19 protein-coding genes are annotated in these 19,012 nt (G+C 52.5%); 18 read left to right on the forward strand and 1 reads right to left on the reverse strand.

What is annotated here, in order from left to right:
• The first annotated feature begins 2 nt into the window (after positions 1 to 2).
• From CFI03_RS17410 to CFI03_RS17445, 8 genes are all read left to right on the forward strand, one after another.
• Entirely contained in the window at positions 3 to 1,193 is a 1,191-nt protein-coding gene (locus CFI03_RS17410) for a glycosyltransferase family 4 protein (protein ID WP_248758251.1), read from the forward strand.
• Positions 1,190 to 2,383: a glycosyltransferase family 4 protein gene (locus CFI03_RS17415; protein WP_248758206.1), complete on the forward strand. Its 1,194-nt coding sequence runs from the start codon at positions 1,190 to 1,192 to the stop codon at positions 2,381 to 2,383. The genes CFI03_RS17410 and CFI03_RS17415 overlap by 4 nt, the downstream gene beginning before the upstream one ends.
• A complete protein-coding gene (locus CFI03_RS17420) occupies positions 2,380 to 3,528 on the forward strand; it encodes a glycosyltransferase (protein ID WP_248758207.1) in 1,149 nt (382 codons plus the stop codon). Before CFI03_RS17415 ends, CFI03_RS17420 begins: the two co-directional genes overlap by 4 nt.
• Positions 3,529 to 3,614: 86 nt before the next feature.
• A complete protein-coding gene (locus CFI03_RS17425; RefSeq protein WP_248758208.1) occupies positions 3,615 to 4,544 on the forward strand; it encodes a phosphoenolpyruvate carboxykinase (ATP) in 930 nt (309 codons plus the stop codon).
• Entirely contained in the window at positions 4,541 to 4,834 is a 294-nt protein-coding gene (locus CFI03_RS17430) for a lasso peptide biosynthesis PqqD family chaperone (protein WP_248758209.1), read from the forward strand. Before CFI03_RS17425 ends, CFI03_RS17430 begins: the two co-directional genes overlap by 4 nt.
• Positions 4,834 to 5,286, forward strand: coding sequence for a lasso peptide biosynthesis B2 protein (locus CFI03_RS17435; protein ID WP_248758252.1), 453 nt, complete (start codon positions 4,834 to 4,836; stop codon positions 5,284 to 5,286). Before CFI03_RS17430 ends, CFI03_RS17435 begins: the two co-directional genes overlap by 1 nt.
• Before the next feature lie 24 nt (positions 5,287 to 5,310).
• Entirely contained in the window at positions 5,311 to 6,519 is a 1,209-nt protein-coding gene (locus tag CFI03_RS17440; protein WP_248758210.1) for a nucleotidyltransferase domain-containing protein, read from the forward strand.
• Positions 6,516 to 8,318: an ABC transporter ATP-binding protein gene (locus CFI03_RS17445; protein ID WP_248758211.1), complete on the forward strand. Its 1,803-nt coding sequence runs from the start codon at positions 6,516 to 6,518 to the stop codon at positions 8,316 to 8,318. The genes CFI03_RS17440 and CFI03_RS17445 overlap by 4 nt, the downstream gene beginning before the upstream one ends.
• 102 nt (positions 8,319 to 8,420) lie before the next feature.
• Here CFI03_RS17445 and CFI03_RS17450 read toward each other — a convergent pair whose 3' ends face one another.
• The gene (locus tag CFI03_RS17450) at positions 8,421 to 8,534 is read right to left on the reverse strand and encodes a paeninodin family lasso peptide (RefSeq protein WP_164775344.1); all 114 of its coding nucleotides are present in this window, start codon (positions 8,532 to 8,534) and stop codon (positions 8,421 to 8,423) included.
• Between the two features lie 280 nt (positions 8,535 to 8,814).
• On the opposite strand from CFI03_RS17450, the gene CFI03_RS17455 reads away from it, so the two are divergent.
• The 10 genes from CFI03_RS17455 to CFI03_RS17500 are packed head-to-tail and all read left to right on the forward strand — an operon-like array spanning position 8,815 to position 18,992.
• Positions 8,815 to 9,927, forward strand: a complete 1,113-nt coding sequence (locus tag CFI03_RS17455) for a P-loop NTPase family protein (RefSeq protein WP_248758212.1) — start codon at positions 8,815 to 8,817, stop codon at positions 9,925 to 9,927.
• The gene (locus tag CFI03_RS17460) at positions 9,905 to 11,158 is read left to right on the forward strand and encodes a TadA family conjugal transfer-associated ATPase (RefSeq protein ID WP_248758213.1); all 1,254 of its coding nucleotides are present in this window, start codon (positions 9,905 to 9,907) and stop codon (positions 11,156 to 11,158) included. The genes CFI03_RS17455 and CFI03_RS17460 overlap by 23 nt, the downstream gene beginning before the upstream one ends.
• Positions 11,149 to 12,012 carry a type II secretion system F family protein gene (locus CFI03_RS17465; RefSeq protein ID WP_248758214.1) on the forward strand — a complete coding sequence of 288 codons (864 nt, stop codon included), beginning with the start codon at positions 11,149 to 11,151 and terminating at the stop codon, positions 12,010 to 12,012. The genes CFI03_RS17460 and CFI03_RS17465 overlap by 10 nt, the downstream gene beginning before the upstream one ends.
• A gap of 10 nt (positions 12,013 to 12,022) precedes the next feature.
• Positions 12,023 to 12,871: a type II secretion system F family protein gene (locus CFI03_RS17470; protein WP_248758215.1), complete on the forward strand. Its 849-nt coding sequence runs from the start codon at positions 12,023 to 12,025 to the stop codon at positions 12,869 to 12,871.
• 34 nt (positions 12,872 to 12,905) lie between these two features.
• Entirely contained in the window at positions 12,906 to 13,097 is a 192-nt protein-coding gene (locus CFI03_RS17475; RefSeq protein WP_127490866.1) for a Flp1 family type IVb pilin, read from the forward strand.
• Positions 13,066 to 13,791 (forward strand): TadE/TadG family type IV pilus assembly protein, encoded by a 726-nt coding sequence (locus CFI03_RS17480; protein WP_248758216.1) that lies wholly within the window; start codon positions 13,066 to 13,068, stop codon positions 13,789 to 13,791. The genes CFI03_RS17475 and CFI03_RS17480 overlap by 32 nt, the downstream gene beginning before the upstream one ends.
• Positions 13,788 to 16,001: a hypothetical protein gene (locus CFI03_RS17485; protein ID WP_248758217.1), complete on the forward strand. Its 2,214-nt coding sequence runs from the start codon at positions 13,788 to 13,790 to the stop codon at positions 15,999 to 16,001. Before CFI03_RS17480 ends, CFI03_RS17485 begins: the two co-directional genes overlap by 4 nt.
• Positions 15,967 to 16,938 carry a TadE/TadG family type IV pilus assembly protein gene (locus CFI03_RS17490; RefSeq protein WP_248758218.1) on the forward strand — a complete coding sequence of 324 codons (972 nt, stop codon included), beginning with the start codon at positions 15,967 to 15,969 and terminating at the stop codon, positions 16,936 to 16,938. Before CFI03_RS17485 ends, CFI03_RS17490 begins: the two co-directional genes overlap by 35 nt.
• The gene (locus tag CFI03_RS17495; protein ID WP_248758219.1) at positions 16,935 to 17,450 is read left to right on the forward strand and encodes an A24 family peptidase; all 516 of its coding nucleotides are present in this window, start codon (positions 16,935 to 16,937) and stop codon (positions 17,448 to 17,450) included. The genes CFI03_RS17490 and CFI03_RS17495 overlap by 4 nt, the downstream gene beginning before the upstream one ends.
• Before the next feature lie 18 nt (positions 17,451 to 17,468).
• Positions 17,469 to 18,992: a DUF6382 domain-containing protein gene (locus tag CFI03_RS17500; protein WP_248758220.1), complete on the forward strand. Its 1,524-nt coding sequence runs from the start codon at positions 17,469 to 17,471 to the stop codon at positions 18,990 to 18,992.
• The last annotated feature ends 20 nt before the right edge of the window (positions 18,993 to 19,012 follow it).

Genomic DNA, 19,012 nt, shown 5'->3' on the forward strand with positions numbered 1-19,012 from the left:
CGATGAAAGTTCTGACGACCGGATTAGGATGGAACGAATTGCAGCCCGGGGGGCTGAACCGTTATTTTGTGGATTATAACCAGGCTCTCCGGGAGCACGGTCACGCAGAGCTTGGGCTGGTAGTCGCGGATCCGGGCATGAAGCTGGAGACTAGCCTCAACGTAGCCAACACGGTTAATCATGGAGAAAGCGGCCTGCTGGCCCGGATAAGATCGGTGCGCAAGCATACGCTGGAGGCGCTGGAGTCCTTCCGCCCCGACGTGTTTAATCCGCATTTCGCGCTTTACGCATCGATGATATCCCGGCAGGCGCTGCCGGAGCATATTCCGATCGTGACCCATTTTCACGGGCCTTGGGCGATGGAATCCAAAATCGAGGAAGGCGGCCGCTCCGCTCTATTCCGGGAGGCGCGGTATTTGATGAAGAAGCAGGTCGAGCAGGTCACATACCGCCGTTCGGACAGCTTTATCGTGCTAAGCGAATATTTCCGCGATATCTTAACGGATCATTACGGCGTAGACCGCCGGAAAATACATATTATACCGGGTGCCGTGGAGCATGAACGGTTCAAGCCGCATTCGGATCGGGAGAACCTGAGGAATAGGCTTGGAATCAAGGCGGATCAAAGACTTCTTTTCTGCGCGCGCAGAATTGTACGTCGTATGGGAATAGACCGTCTGATCGAGGCAATGAGATTGGTTGCGGACCGTCATCCCGAAGTGCTGCTGTTTATCGCGGGGGACGGTCCGATGCGGAGCGAATACGAGAGGCAGATTGAGAAGCTGGATTTGTCTGCCCATGTAAAGATGCTTGGCAGAGTATCCAATGAAGAGCTTGTCGAATGGTATCAGGCAGCGGATTACAGCATTGTCCCCACGATTACGCTCGAGGGCTTCGGCCTTGTCACGATTGAGTCTTTGGCATGCGGAACGCCGGTATTCGGGACGCCTTACGGAGGCACCAAAGAAATCCTAAGCAAATTTTCCCCCGAGCTCCTTTTCGAGGAAGGAACAGCAGGAGCTATCGGCGGCAAGCTGATTGACGCCTTGGGAGGGAAGATCTTTTTGCCGACGCGGGAAGACTGCCGGAACCATGTGCTGAAGCATTATACCTGGAGTACCGTGACTTCTGCGGTTACGGACGTGTTCAAGGAGGCGCAGGAGAAACGGAGAAGGGGAGGCGCGTTTGGATGAGAATCGCCTATTATAACCATACCAGCTCCGTAAGCGGGGCGGAAATGAATCTGCTTGTGACTGCCGCGCATTATCAGCGGGCTGAGGTAACGATTATGGCTCCGGAAGGCGAGCTGCTGGAGCGTGCTCGGAAGGCGGGGCTGGCCGCGATGGCCTTGCCAAGCTATAACGCCAGATTATCCCGCAATCCTTTTCGGCTGGCAGCCGGGATTATAGGAATGATAGGGGCCGGAAAACAGTTGTCGGATGCGGCCATGGCAGGCGGGGCGGAGGTTATCCATGCAAACTCGCTTCGCGCGGGGATGATGGCCTCTCTATTCTACTGGCGTCACCGGATCCCGGTTGTCTGGCATCTTCACGACAACCCGCCGAAAGGTCTTGTCGGCAAATTAATCCGGGTGTACGCCTCGAGAGCGGCTCAAGCGTTTATTGCGATTTCCGAGCCTGTCAGAGTGGGATTCGGCAGCTCTTCGGGGCCGGTGCATCTGATTCATAACGGGGCCGTTCTCAGCCATTACTCCGAGCTGGAGAAAAAGCGATACCGGATAGAGCTTAGGCGGCAATTAGACACGCCTGCAGGGGGCAGGGTTATGGTTATAATCGGGCAAATTACGCCGTGGAAGCGGCAGGAGGATGCGATCCGGGCGCTGCAATCCTTAATTCAACAGGGAGAGGAGAATTATTTATGGATTGTCGGGGAGCCAAAGTTCCGAGAGGAGAACATGCTTTATCTCAAAAAGCTAAAGCGTCTGGCGGATGAATTAAGCGTCACTAAGTATATCCGGTTTACAGGCTTTCGGAACGATGTGGATCAGCTATGCTGCGCAGCGGATCTGCTGCTCTTATGCTCCGAGAATGAGCCGTTTGGGAGGGTTATTATTGAGGCAATGGCGCAGGGAACGCCAGTCATTGCGACAAGCGGCGGAGGAGTAGGCGAGATTATCGAGCACGGAAGAAGCGGCTTGTTATACGAGGCCGGAAATATTCCCCAGCTTGCGGATTCGGTCCGATCCTTGCTGAACAACGATAGGCTGCGCAAGCAGATCAGCATAAATAGCGTTAAACGGGTCAGCGGACATTTTTCTATTGAGCAGGCCGCTGCCAAGACGGAACGCGTATACGCTCAAATGGTAGGGGAGAAAACGGGAAGAAATAAAGGGCTTCAGCAGACTAAGGGGGTGGCGAAATGAATTACCGGATTGCCATTGTACACGACTATTTGAATCAAATGGGGGGAGCGGAGCGGGTTGTCGGCGTTATGCACAAGTTGTTTCCGGACGCTCCGATTTATACGACGATCGTAGATCGCGAGAAACTGCTTCCCGAACTGCGCACGGCGGATATCCGAACTACCTGGATGCAGCATATCCCTAATATTTTACGGGACTTCAAGCTGTATTTCTGGCTGTATCCATTTGCGGTCAGGTCTATCGATCTCAAGGGATACGATATCATTGTGAGCTCTAGCAGCGCTTACGCGAAAGGCGTCCGGAAGCCGGGCAACGCCATACATTTATGCTATTGCCACTCCCCTATGCGGTTTGCATGGAACTTTGACGGTTATATCGAAAACGTGAATGTGTCGAAAACGCGGCGGACGATTGCCAAGTGGCTTACTTTTCCACTTCGGCTGTGGGATAAGGCGAATTCGAAGCAGGTTGATCGGCTGATCGCCAATTCGAGCGTAGTAAAGGGCCGGATCTCGAAATTCTATGGGCTTGATTCCGCCGTCATTTATCCTCCGGTTGAGATTGACCGTTTCTCCGTGAGCAAGGATGGGCCTAAAGATTATTTCCTTGTTGTCTCAAGGCTCGTCTCGTACAAAAAAATTGATATCGCGGTTGAAGCCTGTACGCGTCTTGGGCTCAAGCTGCTGATTGTCGGAGACGGGGATGACCGGAAGCGGCTAGAAGGACTTTCTGGTTCAAACGTACAGTTTCTCGGAAGACGGAGCGATGAAGAAGTAACCGGCTATATGCAGCATTGCCGGGCTCTATTATTTCCGGGACTGGAGGATTTCGGGATCACCCCTCTGGAGGCGAATGCATGCGGCAGGCCGGTTATCGCTTTCCAGGCAGGCGGTGCGCTTGATACGATCAAGGCAGATGTAAATGGCATGTTTTTCAAGGAACAGACGACGGAATCATTAATGGAAGCCCTGCGGGAATTCGAGAGCAAAAAGTGGGATACCGGGTTAATCCGGGGGCATGCGGAATCCTTTAATGAGCGTTACTTTATTGAACGGCTGTTATCCAGCCTGCAAAGCGCGATTGGCCCTTTAGGCAGCAGTCTCCAGCATTACGGAGTGGAAGCAGGCGCGCACGCAAGTTCTTAGCATACTCTATTTTGCTACGTTTTGTTGATTTTCCAGGTCTATATTGATACAATTAGTATCAAATAAGAGGATAGGTGAGATCCAATATGGAGCACAGCAAGCGAATGTACACAGCTTACGGTTTACGGCTCGCAAGTGAAATCGAATTACCGGAGCTGCTTACCGCAATAGATGACGGATCTGAGCCTGATGCTTGGATTACTTATGCCGATTTAAGCAGCTATGTTGCGAATTGGGAGCCGGATAGACGAAATTGGGCGGATGAGGAGCAGGTTCTAATCTATGTGCCCGGCGTGGCCTATTACCGCGTGGTATTTAACCTTATTGAGGTGATGCCGCTAAAAGACGTGGATCCACGGCAATCCCGCCTTTATATAGTAGGCGCATGCTGCAGCGTACTGCTCGTCCGCAGAGGAATAGTGCCGATGCACGCGGGCGGCGTGGTGATTGACGGGAAAGCTTACGCTATTCTTGGCGACTGCGGCGCGGGAAAGTCGACGCTGGGAGCTGCTTTTATGGAAGCGGGCTACAAGCTGCTAAGCGACGACATTGTTGCGGTTGCGATGAACGAGAAGACGAACGAGCTTACGGCGTATCCCGGTTATCCGCAGCAAAAGCTGTGGCGTCAAAGTTTGGAATATTTCCAGCGCGAAGCGTCGGATTACCGGTCAATCCTTCAAGATTACGATAAATACGCGGTTCCGATTACGGATCTGTTCCACAAAGAGCCTATACCGCTCGCAGGTATATTCGAACTGGAGAAAGCGGATGTCCCTCAAGTTCGAATTCATCCGTTAACGCCGCTGCAGCGAGTGCAGCTGTTCCGTTACCATTCGTTTCTTGACCGCGTCTTAAAGGAAATGAAGCTGGAGCAATGGCTGTTTACCTTCGGAACCAAAGTGGCGCTGGCTATTCCGTTCTATCAATTGAAGCGACCGTCTACCGGTTATACGGCACCGGAGCTGGTCAGCGAAATTCTACATACCGTGAGAGAAAGAGAGATGATTTCACTATGAGTAAATCCAGTGTGCTGATTCATGAACGTATCGTTCAAGCGGAGGGCTTTCTTGTAAGCGATATGGGCGGCGAAAAAGTGATGATGAGCATTCAGAGCGGGAAATATTTCAATCTGGGGCATTCGGGCGGAGAGATCTGGGAGCTGCTTGCTGCGCCTACAACCCTGGAAGAGATCGTAAACCGGCTTTGCCTGGAGTATGAGATAGAGAAAGAGGTTTGCGTGAATCAAGTGGCTTCTTTCCTGAAGCAGCTGGCGGAGCAGGGCCTTATCGTCAACGCGGGAGCGTGATAAGCGTTATGGGACGGCTGCGAAAATTTCTGGCTGCCGATAGAGCGTTTAAGCTTCTGCTTCTGGAAGCCTTCGTGAACCTGGGCAAGGCCCGTATTATGAAGGCGGTTCCTTTTTCGAGAACGGCTCCGAAGCTTGGAGTTGCGATGAAGGAGACATCCTTCTCGGAACCAGGAGAGGAGACGGAGCTTATCCGTAACATTGCCCGGGCTGTACGTATTATGAGTCGCTTTACGTTGTGGGAGAGCAAATGTCTGGTGATGGCTATTGCCTGCATGAAAATGCTGGAGAAGCGCCGGATCGAGAGCACCTTGTATCTTGGAACAATGAAGAATGACAAAGGAATTATGAGCGCGCATGCCTGGCTTCGGACGGGGCCGCATGTGGTAACCGGTGCGGAGATTATGGATCGTTACACCGTCGTTGGCATTTTTGGTAAAGTGCTGAGGTGATAAACAAGCAAGGGGAGAATAGAGATGAGTCAATCTTGGGTGCTGGATATAAGCTCTTTTTCAAACGAACTGCGTTTTTTGCTGCGATTGCTGCGCAGTGACAATAAATTGGAAGCGGAAGAGGCTGTACTGCTCGCCCATGAACTGGATTGGCCGTTATTTCTCCGTTTTGCCGTTTATCACGAGACTTATCCGATCGTTTATCCTTTGCTTGTTCAACTCAATGCCAAGCAGCAGTGGCTTCCTGAATTCGTTATGGCCAGATTGCGGGCTCTATATACGCGCAATACGATGATGATGCTTCAGCTGCGCGGGGAAATGGAACGCGTTAACGGGCTGCTCAATGAACGGGGAGTCAGGTCCTTGTTTTTGAAAGGTCCCGTGCTTGCCGCCATGCTGTACGGCGATGTTTCCGGACGTACCTCCGGTGACCTGGACATTCTGGTCGATAAGCGGGACTGGGACGCCAGCGTGCAGCAATTGCTGTCAGCCGGTTACATTCTTGCGGAGCAGTATGAAGAGGAAGAGGTATTAAACAATACCGAACGGAAAACGCATCATGTCTCTTACATCCACCGGGAGAAAAATATTGAAGTGGAACTGCATTGGAGCCTCAATCCGGATACCGTGATCGAACCTTCCTTTGAAGAATTGTGGGCGCGCCGGCAGGCGAGTTCCCTGCACAAATCGGTATTTACGCTTGGCAATGAAGACTTGTTGGTTTATCTGATTTTGCATGGAACGCGGCATGGCTGGTCATCTTTGAAGTGGCTCCTAGATATTGACCGGATGATGAACCAATTCCTGAATTGGAACCGAACAAACCAACTGTTCGACGGGAGCGGAAACCGAATGCTTGGAGGAGAGGCGTTCTTGCTGGCTACGCAGCTGCTTGGAACCCTGCTTCCGGAGGAAGCTCATGTTATGACGCTTGAACCAAAGGCAATGCGGCTCGCGCGAATGGTGCTTCCTTTTATCAGGGAGGAATTAATCCTATATCCAAAACCGGAGCGCAAAGACATTGCGGTGCTCTTCAACCGTTATTTGCTGGCAACGATGAGTCCCCGGCAGAAAATGCTTTATGTGACCAACAAGCTATATCCGAGCTCGAAGGATATGAGCGTGCTGCCTTTGCCCCGTTCGCTGCACTTTTTATACTTTCCCCTTCGTCCATTCCTATGGTTCTGGCGGCAGGTGAAGCGGCAAGCGCCTAAAGAGGAGGCCTCTTCGTGAAAGAGATACTCCTCTTGGTCCGAAAGCTTTATGCCTCCTCTGGCAAAAGGTTGTATCTTCATCTGGTGCTAATGCTGCTTGTCAGCTGCCTTGAGGGAATCGGCATCTTCCTGATCATCCCGCTGCTTAGCTTAATTGGCGCCTTTGATATGGATGTTGGCGCGATTCCCTTTGTCTCTGCCGCGATGGAGAAGCTGCAGCAATCCCGCATACCGCTTAATCTGCCAATCATTCTTCTTCTGTATGTTCTGCTCGTGGGAGGGCAGGCATTGCTGCAGCGGAATCAAATGATATTAGGCATACAAATCGAACAGCGTTATATTAAAAAGCTTAGAATCGAGACGCACGAATCTTTATTGAAGGCCAAGTGGGAGTTCTTTATAAATCGCCGGAATTCCGACTTTAACCAGGTATTGTCGACAGAGCTTAACCGGGTAAGCAACGGCATCAACATGCTGCTGTCGTTAGTGTCAGCGGCTGCTTTCACCCTGATCCAGGTTGGCTTTGCGATGTGGCTGTCCCCAACTCTTACTTCGATTATTATAGCCAGCGGGCTGTTGCTATCTCTGATTTCGCGAAAGTTTGTGCGGAAATCCGCCAAGCTGGGAAAGGAATCCACCAAGCTGTTCCAGAGTTATTTTGCTGGCTTGAGCGATCATTTCAACGGCATCAAGGATTTGAAGAGCAACTTGCTCGAATACTCGCATATACGCAAGTTTATGGAACTATGCGGGAAGATTGAGGCGAACTACGTAAGAGCATACCGGGTGTATGCCAATTCCCAATTTCTATACCGCGCTTCCTCCGTTGTTCTGATTGCCGTATTTGCTTACGTTTCGATCAAGCTTCTAAAGGTCGCACCAGAGCAGCTTTTGCTGGTTGTGCTCATTTTTACCCGTTTGTGGCCGAGGTTTATCACGATCCAGTCCAGTCTGGAACGTATGATGTCGCAGCTTCCCGCCATGCAGGTGCTGACCGAGCTGCAGATGGAGAGCCGAAATGCACGGGAGTCGATTCTGCTGCGGGAAGCAGGCCGGATAGAGCCTCTTCGGATAAAAGACGGCATTACTTGCGCGAATGTAAGCTATCGCTATGATATGTCCTCCTCGCGGCTTGCATTGCGCAACATTGATGTTTCGATACCGGTTAATCAAATGACCGCGATCGTTGGAAAATCCGGAGCCGGCAAAAGCACTTTCGTAGACATGCTCATGGGATTAATCGAGCCGGAAGCTGGAGAGGTGCTTGTAGACGGCAAGCATCTGACGGAAGAAAGGTTATTGGCATACCGGCATTCTATCGGTTATGTGGCGCAGGAGCCTTTCCTGTTCCATGGCACATTGCGAGAAAACCTGCAGCTTGTTGTTCCGGATGCATCTGAGGATCAGATGTGGGAGGCGCTCCGTTTCTCCTCCTCCGATGAATTCGTCCGCAAGCTTCCCGCAGGTCTGGATACCGTTATCGGAGATCGCGGTATTCGCTTGTCCGGCGGAGAGCGGCAGCGAATCGTGCTGGCGCGGGCAGTTCTAAGGAAGCCTTCAATTCTGGTATTGGATGAGGCGACCAGCGCGCTCGACAGTGAGAACGAGGTTCAGATAAAGGAAGCGCTGGACCGGCTGAGAGGAACGATGACCATCATCGTTATTGCCCACAGGCTGTCTACCATCCGGCATGCGGATCAGGTCATCGTACTGGATAATGGCGAAATCGTGCAGCAAGGGGGCTATATGCAGCTGTCGATGGAAACGAGAGGAACCTTCAGGAAGCTGTTAAGCTATCAGACCGAGGCCAACGCTTAAGCGTTGGCTTTTTTGTGCTTAAGGGCTTAAACGGGTAGAATGTAAAAAACCCGTTTCCAGCTCGCTGGAGACGGGTTTCTTTGTTATAGGAGGTGAACAGAATTATTGTCTGTGGCTGCCGTGGAATGTTGTGATCGAGTTAACCTCAACATCACCATCGAAAGTCATTTTTACGTCGAGCACTTCCAAAGTTGGTGCTTCCCATACTTTTTTCATACTGTCACCTCCTCTCGCGTGTTGGAGTATCTCCCTATGTATGAGATACGTTACGTTTCTAATTATAGCATGTTTGATACAAAATGTATCTATCTGAACAAAAATGTTTTTCTTTCTTTTTAAACAATTTTAGTTGACGGACATTTGGATATAGTGGTAATATTTATGCAATAAATGGAATCGGCACACATACGGAAGCACCGTAGAAGGCCGCAGGTAAACTGCGCCTTTTACGGTGCTTTTTTGCGTTTGCCGGAAGAAGAAAGGCAGGAGCAGGCAGGTGAGACATCAATTAGTGATTGCGGTCAAGGAGCAGGATTATGTAAGAAGACTGGCCGATTACGTGCGAAACAGCCCGTTCGGCGAAATGTGGCAGCTGACGGCCTTCACTCATGCGGAAGCGTTTGTACAGTTTCTGAAGTCAGGTTATCCGGTACACGGAATTGCTGCACAGCCTTATATGCTGGAGGCCGCTGCCGGTATATTGCCCGAGGGAGTTCCGGTTGCTGCGCTGGTTGCTGCGCCGGGCCAGCTCCCGCTTTATCATGAACTGCTTCAATATCAGGCGCTGCCGGGTCTATTGCAGAGGATGGCTTCCTTAATGGCGCCTGTTTCGCAGGCGTCTGCCAGAGAGCAATCCGTTCAAGTCATTGCCGTTTATTCAGCATCCGGCGGAGTAGGAAAAACAACGCTGGCCAGACAGCTTATTCATACGGCAGCGAGCAGAGGGCAGCGAATATTTTATCTCAACCTGGAGCGCTGGAATGCGGTGGATACGTGGCTGGAGTCCGGGGCGGTACATGGAGATGAGGGCTTGTCCCAGCTGCTATACATTCTCCAATCGCATCCCGACAGGGTTGGAGAGTGGCTTGGGCGGCACAGTAAGCGGCATGCGCTTTTGCGCGCGGATTATCTGTTGCCTTGTTCGAATCCGGAAGACCGTTTGACGCTTCAAGCCTCGGATGCGGATGCCATAGTACGGGCGATCGCGGCAAACGGACAATACGATCTGATTGTTATCGATCTGGACGAAGGGCTGGATGAGCTGCACTTGTCCGTACTGGAGCTAAGCCACGAAGTGATCTGGCTGGTAACGGAGGATCCGGCTGTTCAGCGCAAGAGCCAGCTGGCCTATCAGTACGGCGTGCAGCGTTTCGGGGAGCGTTTCCGCTTGCTGGAGCCAAGGCTGCAACTAGTCGTCAACCGCAGTGAAGGCCAACTGCATTCGAGACGGAGCATATTCAAGCCGGCTTGTGCTTTCCTTCCGGATACGGCCGCAATGGGCAGGGGAGCAACCGCTGTTCTTGCGTCGCCTCCGTATATGGCAGCAGTGGAAAGGCTATACCAGCAGCTGGTCAAGGAGGAAGGGGGTGCGCCAATTGCTAACGGATGAAGCGGTCCTTGAATTAAAAACCCGGATTAAGGACCGGCTTGATTACTCAGGCTCGGTAACGGACGAACAGCTAACCGCAATCGTGGAGCAAACCGTATTTTCCTGGAGCAGCAGTCCCCCTTTAACCGCTTCGGAGCTGGCTTCGCTCGTTCGGCGCCTGTTTCATTCGTTTCGGGGGCTTGATATTTTACAGCCTCTTATGGAGGACCCGACGGTAACGGAAGTTATGATCAACCATCATTCGGAGATCTTTATCGAACGAAGCGGCCGGCTTAGTCTGTTGCCTGTTGCTTTCGAGAGCAGGGAGAGACTGGAGGATTTGATCCAGTCCATTGTCGCAAGCGTAAACCGGGTCGTAAATGAATCTTCTCCGATTGTAGACGCCCGTCTCAAGGACGGCTCACGCGTCCATATCGTATTGCCGCCTGTTGCGTTAAGGGGGCCGGCGATGACGATCCGTAAATTTCCGGAACAGCCGCTGACGATGGACGAGCTTGTGGCGAAGGGAGCCTTAACCGGGGAAGCGGCGTTTTTTTTACAGCAGCTTACGAGGGCGCAATACAACATTTTTATTAGCGGCGGTACCGGGACGGGAAAAACAACTTTTCTTAATGCTCTTTCCCAATACATTCCCCGGGATGAACGCTTAGTCACGATTGAAGATTCCGCCGAATTGCAAATCCGGAGCGTTCCTAACCTTGTTTCCCTTGAGACGCGGAATGCCAATACCGAAGGGAAAGGGGAGATTGCGATTCGCGATCTGATTCGGGCGTCGCTTCGGATGCGTCCTAACCGCATTATTGTTGGGGAGGTACGCGGCGGAGAGGCTTTGGATATGCTGGCGGCTATGAACACGGGCCATGCGGGCAGCATGTCCACCGGTCATAGCAACGGTTCCAGGGACATGATGTCCCGGCTGGAAACGATGGTGATGAGCGCGGCGGAAATGCCGGTTCAGGCCATCCGCAAGCAAATCGCTTCGGCTCTGGATATTGTGATCCATCTGTCGCGCTTCAGGGACCGTTCCCGCCGCGTGACGGAAATTTGCGAGATCGTCGGGATGGAGGATGGAGAGATTGAGGTCCGGCCGCTTTTCCAATTTGAAGAGGAAGGCGAGGAAGGCGGGAGAGTGATCGGCACGCTTAAGCGCACCGATTATAAGCTCTGTCATACCGATAAGCTGAGGATGGCCGGAATTAAGCTTGCGGAGGAGGTAACGATATGCCCGTAATTCGAGCTGCGCCTCTAGCGGCAAAAGTGCGGACGATACTGGAATGGTGCGGTTGGGACTCGTCATTTCGGGCTGGCGGCCGGCGCATAAAGCTGCCAACCAATGTTAAGCCGCTTCAGAACTATAACGAGTACCAGCTGTCATATAAGCAGTTTATGGGATCGGCGGCTGTTGGCTTCGTCATTGTTTTCGCTGCCGTCTACCTCATCTACCATTCCTTTATCGTATCCGGTTTGTTTGCCGCTGGAGGCCTGATTGCTCCAAGACTGTACAAGTCATTCCTGCTTGCCCGGCGGAAGGAAAGGCTCCAGCTGCAATTCAAAGAGGCCTTGTATTCCTTAGCCTCATCGCTGGCGGCCGGCCGATCGGTGGAGAATGCTTTTTTGGCAACGATTGACGATCTCAAGCTGCTGTACCCGGACCCGAATACGGAGCTTCTGCTCGAATTCCAGATTATCAAGTATCGCCTCGATAACGCGGAACCGCTTGAACAGGCGCTGCGCAGCCTGGCAAAGCGTGCCCACCTGGACGATATTACGCAATTCGCCGACGTGTTTGCGGTATGCAAACGCTCCGGAGGGGATCTGGTTGAAGTGATGAAACGGACCTCGCAGACGATCGGCGAAAAGCTTGAGGTCAAACAGGAAATTTCCGTATTGCTTGCGCAAAAGCGTTTTGAAGCGCGAATTATGATGGCTGTTCCTTTTGCCTTCCTCGGTTTTCTAAGCGCTTTTGCCCCCGATTACATGAAACCCTTGTACGGGGGAGGGGGATATGTCCTGCTGACCATCGGCCTTGCCGTATTGTCCTTTTGTTTCTGGCTGATCCATCGGATTATGCAAATACGCGTGTAGGAGGCGTGGAATGGCTTTTCTTGTACTGCTCTTGCTGCTGTTTTGGGGACTGCTTATAGGGAGGGACGGATTGGCGCAGCTTCTGAAGAAGGGACAACCGGATTGGAAGGGATTATTGCTCGTTAGACCCTTTGACCGGCTGCTGGAACGCGGGAAGCTTTACGAGCATCTGCAGCTTCCGCTCAGCAGCTACCATTCGAAGCAGATTATCCTGAAGGGCACGGATTGGCAGTTGAATCTGACAAAGCAGCATATAGCGGAAACTACGGGTTTCAGCTATGCCGTGTTGTGCGGCTGCACTCTTCTGGCCGTGCTGGCGAAGGAGCCGCTGCTTATCGGGATTGGCGTGCTGATAGGCATGCTGCTTCCGGTCAAACCTTTTATGGAAGCAGGCCGGCTGGTTGAACGAAGAAAACAGGCCATTGTTTCCGAGCTGCCGGAAGCGCTTAGCAAGCTGATGCTGCTTGTTGGCGCGGGGGAACCGGTACTGCAGGCGTTCTCCCGCTGCCTGGATGGGAAAGATCCGGCTGCGCAGCCTTTATATAAAGAGTGGGACAGAGTGGTTATCGCCTTGAGGAACGGGGAGTCCTTCAGTACGGCGCTTGAGCGGTTCAACCGGGGCTGCGCCGTTCAGGAGGTATCTATTTTTACTACGGTCATGCTGCTTAATTACCGCAGGGGCGGCGATCAATTTGTCCTTGCTTTAAGGGAAATCTCTTACTCCTTATGGGAGAAACGCAAGGCGGTTGCCCGTTCCCGCGGGGAAGAGGCTTCCTCCAAGCTTGTTTTTCCGCTAGTGGGCATATTGCTAGTGTTAATGGTATTTGTTGCGGCTCCGGCGATGCTGCTCATGTCTTGAACCTTTAAATCAATGAATAGAGAGGATGTTTACTATGTTGAAAAAGTTAGGTAAAGCCGTCCGTTCCTTCTGGCGCTCGGAAAGCGGTCTAGGGACGCTTGAAGTGATTCTGATTATTGCGGTTGTTATTATTATTGCTCTTCTATTTAAAGATTGGATTATCCAGTTAATAGAGAAGCTAATGGGAAAAGCCGATGATGAAGCGGACAAAATTTTCTCCAACTAACCGAAAACGCAGCTTGCCGCAATGGCTATGCCAAACGGAAGGGAGTTTTACGCTGGAATCCGCGCTGGTGTTCCCGGTTATCTTTCTGCTTATTCTTATGTTTCTCTTATTCAGCATGTATATCTATCAGAAAGCGGTGCTCTATTATTCCGCCTCCGAGACGGCGGAACGGGCTTCGTTCAGCTGGGATAACAGTCACCGCAATGCCCGTAACGGGATGCTGACAACCGGTCAGTATGACGGCTTGTACTGGCGGGTCAGCGGGGATTTCATGCTTGGCTCGTTGTTTGGAATAACGGCTGACCAGACGGATGTAACCTTGGAACTGCCGGGGGCGCGGGATACGGATAAGCTGGAGCTTGCAGGCACGAAGCTGCATTCAGCATCGGCTTGGCTTACAGGCGATGCGGAGCTGCCGTTTCAAGGGAGTATCGCTTACGCGAACAGCCTGCTCAAGCGGGAAGTATCGGTAAAGCTGATGCAGCCGGTGTCGCTTGCTCCGCTTGAGCTTACGCTCGGGCTGTCCGAGCCCAAGACGGTTGCTGCGGCCAGCATCGTTGATCCGGTTCAGTTTATCCGGGATGTCGATACGGTGCGGTATTACACCGCCAAATTCAGCAGCGGAACGTCGAAGCAGCAGGCCGGAAAAGCGCTAACGGCATATAGCGGCGGCGGGAAAGCAGGCAAGCCGTGAATAAGCCATCGACATCTTACGGTTCGATAACGATATTTTCGGCGGTTGTATTGTCGGGTCTGCTTCTATTCTCCGCGGTACTCATCGATTACGCAAGAATGGCGGTATTGCACAAGGTTACGGAGGATGCTGCCAGATCCGGCGTCCGTTCCGCTCTTTCCGCTTACGATAATCGGCTGTATGAACGGTATGGGCTGTTTGGACGGGGAGGGACGGACAGCAATGACATTTATGAACAGACGGTTCAGGCGAATTTGGGAACATCCTCCCGGCAGAAGGGGACCTTTAAGCTGGTACAGGCTGAGCTCCAATCGGCGCATATCGATAACGCGGAAGTATTGGGAAAGCACGAGGTGTTTTCCCGTCAGGTACTGGAAGAGATGAAATATAAAGCTCCGGTCGATTTCGCCTTGGAGCTGGCCTCCAAGTTTGCCCCGCTTTCCGGAGCAATGAAGGAAGCAACCGTTACGGTTAATATGCTGGAGGAGCTTCGGAAGCTGTATGACAAACGGGAGGAAAAGCTGGCTGCAGCTTTGCAGCTGCAACGCCAGACCGCGGAAACCGTAGGCGGCATAGCGGGCCTTATTCCGACCAAAGCGCTGGAGCTCGCCACGGGCACCGAGAATGCCGCTAGGCTTGCCGGCGATTACGCCCAGTATGCGAATTGGGTCATGACCGACCAACAGCTGGTTCAGCAGGGCAAGAAACCGAAATATTCGGATCAAATCGAGGCTTACGCGGAAAAAGCGAGAGGTTGGACTGACGGTATGTCCAAGGAGCTTGATAAGGCCAGGAAGCAGCATGATAAGCTGCAGCAGGAAGCGGTCAAAGCAATCAACGAGGCTAAGCAGGTTAACGCGGACATGCAGCGCATCAAACAGGATACGGCAAATGCTCCTTCTAACAGCAGTTATGACCGCGTAACCGGCAAAAATGTCGCGGGTGTCGATCCCGTTACCCCTGTCATGGATACCGCGCCGGAAAACGATATGCAGGAGATCCGGAAGCTGGCAGATGAGCTTATTTTGCCGGACGGTTGGTTTGCCGAATATAACGGGGAGATTGCGGATCAAGCCACGGTGTTTGCTTCACTGCAAATGGAAGCAGGAGGCTTTATTACCAATCTGACAGCGGGCCTTGCCGTTCCCAATCTCTCCAACGAGCAGATCAAGGAGGGAGCCGTTAATCTTCGAATGGCTTATGAGCAGTATGAAGCGGCTTACGTGCGCAAAGGCTCAAGTCTCGACGAGCGGGAGCAGAAGCTGACCGATAAGGAGCTGAAAAAAGAACGCCAGGCACAAGAGGCAAAGGCGGGGGAGCTATGGTCCCAAGCTCGCCGCTTGCTTCACGGAATGACATCGGTTCCCCAGAGCGAGGAACATCTTCAAGTCATTCAGGATATCGAAAAGCGATATAAGAACAATCTTTTATTCAATCAGGAAGCAGCCGGCGCCGAGGCGGAAGGGCTTGCCCTCGCGCAGGATGCGCATGAGGAGGCGGAAGAAGCGGCATCCGCCATGAGCGGTTTGTTTGGCGGCATTGCCGATATGCTGGAGCAAACCAGAGACTCCGTCTATTTATCGGAATATACGGTTTCGCATTTTGCTTCATTTGCGCCGCAAAATCTGAGGGCATTGCTTACAAGCGGCGATACGAACGAGCTTGCCCATGCCGTCGCATTCAGCAATCAGGAAGCGGAATATGTCATTTACGGGTTTCATAGTCCAACGGCGAATTTGGCTGCCGCCTATGGCGAATTAATCGGCGTTAGAATGGCGATCCGGACGATGGAAGGGTTGTCTGCCTGCCGGGCCGCCGCCCATCCCCTCCTGATTTTGTCATGTTCGGTTGCATACGGCCTGGAAAAAACAATGGAGGATATGGCCGCTTTTACCGAACGCGGAGCGGCTCCGTTATCTAAATATATAAACGTGGATGTTGCCTACACGGATTACCTGCGGTTGTTCATGCTGGTCCACGGGGGCGCCAACCAGCCTTCCGCTTTAGCCAGGATGATTGCCGTTATTGAACATAACTTCGGGGTTACTTTGTCCAAGGTTCCGACTGCTTTAACGGGAGAAATAAAGGCCTCTGCCAGGCTGTGGTTTTTACCGGGCGTGATGGACATCGTCCAGCATTTTGGATCCTTGCAAGGAAAGGTTGTTGGCGGCAAGTATGAAACCGTTCAAACGATTGGCTGGTCTTATTAGGCGGCGTGGAAAAGCCGGGGGCGGCGAGAACGGCAGCATGGTGCTTGAGGCGGCGCTTGTCATGCCGCTGCTCCTGATGATCCTGCTGCTGTTCATTACGATGATCCGCTTATGCGCCGTGCAAATGGCCCTTCAATCGGCAGCGTCCCAGACGGTCCGGCAGATTGCGACGCATATTCGCCCAGCCGACCTAACCTTTCAAAAAGCTTCCTCTTCCATTCCCGATTTTGGTTCTATCGGTCTGAAGCTGCCGGATTGGGGAGGAGCAATAGCGAAGGAGGCGGCCGGGTGGCTGCCGGCGCCCGCAGACGCGTTAGCTTCGGCGGCTCTAGAAGGAAACTGGCAGCCGGTCACGGATGCGGCGGCTACCGAGCTGGGGAGGACTGCCGTCGAGCCGCTGCTTCGGCAATTCGCGGATGAAGCGGTGCTGGAAAAGGAGCGCTTGGGCCTATCCCATCTGTCCTTGCCGGATCTGAAGGAAAAACAGGAGCCATATTTGACAATTGAAGCGGAATACGAGTTTCCTTTATCTTTGCCGTTCTTAAACAGAAAGATCGTATTGCGAGAGCAGGCATCCGAACGGGTTTGGGTCAGCGATGCGGCGCCTGCGAAGGAAGATACCGTCGCTGCTGACGTAACGCCTATCCAGATCGTTTCCATTCAGCCGGTTCCGCTGCATCCCGGGAACAAAGCAACCGTTATAGCATTAACCTCTCCGGGTGCTTCAGCCTCGCTTACGGTCAATTATAAAAGCGGCACAAGCACGGCAAAGCATCTTGGCAGCGCAACGGCGGATGCAAACGGTTATGTGCAATGGACATGGCTGGTGTCCGGCAATACGACTCCGGGAACCTGGGAATTAACCGCAACCTCGGCGTCTGGAGAAACGGTGTCGATGCATTTTAACGTAACAAAGAAGGAGGACTCTCCGTCATGACGATACAGCTTTTGGCTGCAGGACTGCTCTTGCTTGCCGCATTGTATACCGATTTGAAATCGATGACTATTCCTAATCTGCTTACGGTTCCTTTTCTGGCAGGAGGATGTGTCTATGCCTTGTTCGCCGGTGGGGGTTACGGACTTTTGCTCGCCGTCTACGGTGCGGCGGCAGGATTTGTCCCGCTGCTGATTCTTCATTTGGCAAAAGGAATCGGCGCGGGTGATGTTAAGCTGTTTGCTGCACTGGGAGCTTGGCTTGGCGCATTGGCCGTGCTCCAGCTTATGATGTACGCCATCTTGTACGCGGGGCTGGTGGGACTAGTCCTGCTAGTTTTCCATAGACCGTTTGCCAGAAAAATGACGGCGGGCATGTATACGTTCTTTTCCCTTCGTTTCGGAGGACGGCCGAATGCTTCTTCGTGGCTGGCATGGACAAAAAATGGACGGACCTTTCCGTTTATGCTGGCGGTGGCCCCGGGAGCTTTAACTTTATGGATGATATCGGGTTAATCGAAAGGAGGAGTATTCGTGAGGCAGCCGTTCAGAATAGATTTTTCCATGAACCGAGGACATGAAATGATTGTTGACCGGAAGGAAGGCATTGTGCGGGATGAATTGGATGAGCTTGAGCTGCAGATGCTGCAGTCGAGCAAAATTCCGCATCTCTTGCCAGTCGAATGGCTGGAGATCGACGGGTGTGTCACCTTCCGTTATGCCCTGGCAGGGCGAAAAATGCTGCTGCACCGCCTGCAGGTCCAGCCGCTTTCGATGGAGCAATTTTATACGCTTTTGCTTGGCGTCGTAGAAGCATTCGAGGAGTGCAAGCATTATATGCTGCGTCCCGAAGGCTGTCTGCTTGATGACCAATATTTGTTTGTAGGCGATCAGTTGAACGATATTTGCGTTGCTTATCTGCCTTTAAAGGACGGATTGCGTGACAGCGGATCAGGCGCAGGGGATCTGCTTTCTCTTGTAGTCAGGTGGACCGCGTATATTCGGGATATTGACGGAGTGGGCCTCCAACGTATCTTGCAGACGCTTAACGGCAGCAAATGGCCTCTATCCGAGCTAAGATCCGTTCTTCTCGGATTAATTGGGGATGCTTTTATCCAAGCAGGCCCGAAGCAAGCTCCGAAGCAGGCTCCGGAGCGTATTCCCGTCGTTTTTCCGGCAGTTGCTTTAGCTGACGTTGAAGCAGACGATATCGTGCCAAAGGCAAGTTACGAAGCAAAGCCGCGAGCTGCTGGTTTAAAGCCTGCGGCAAGAGCGGCATCTGCACCAACCGCTCAAGACATTCCGCTTGTGGAGCTTGAGGAGCAGGATTCCGATGCGGCAAGAAAAAAATTATGGGTAACGGCAGCTGTTGTGGCCATAGCCGTTGCTTGCGTATGGAAATATATTTATTTATCCTCGCATTCCCGAAGCAGCCTTTATATATGCCTAGGCTTAACCTTTATGGGAATAGCCGCTCTTTATATGGTTTGGTCGCGCAGGCTTCCGGCCGGACTGCTTGCCAAGGAAGGGGACGGAGAGGGAGAAGAGGATTTTGTACCGGAATCCCGGCCGCTAGGCATGTGGCAGCGGTATGAGGATATTGAGCATGAAGAGATGGTACCGGTGATTCGAATGGAAACGGAACTCCACCCCCATGCAGGCAATACGGCTGATCTTCGTAGCCAAACGGCAATGGCGGAAGCGACGGTACTGCTGGCAGAGAGGGACATGGACCCAGCCGGACCGAAAGGGCCGGCCTTATACCGGGAGTGGGCAGGCGGCAGTTCCTGGATCGAGTGGCGGGATGAGACGTTTACGATAGGCCGGTTAGGAGAGCAGGTTAGCTATGAGGAAGAAGCCCATGGCATTTCCAGGCTTCATCTGGAGCTTGCGCGGGACGGCGGAGCTTACCTCGCGAAGGATTTGGGATCGCGAAACGGAAGCGTGTTGAACGGCGAGGTGATGATTCCGTATAAGTCCTATCCGTTTAGCGCAGGGGATGTTATTCAGCTGGCCGGCAGCAACGGGCCCAAATACGAATTGAAGACGAGAGGTTAACCTCTCGTCTTCGGCTTGTT

It is taken from the genome of Paenibacillus sp. ATY16 (assembly GCF_003399985.2).
GTDB classification, from domain to species: Bacteria; Bacillota; Bacilli; order Paenibacillales; family Paenibacillaceae; genus Pristimantibacillus; species Pristimantibacillus glycanilyticus.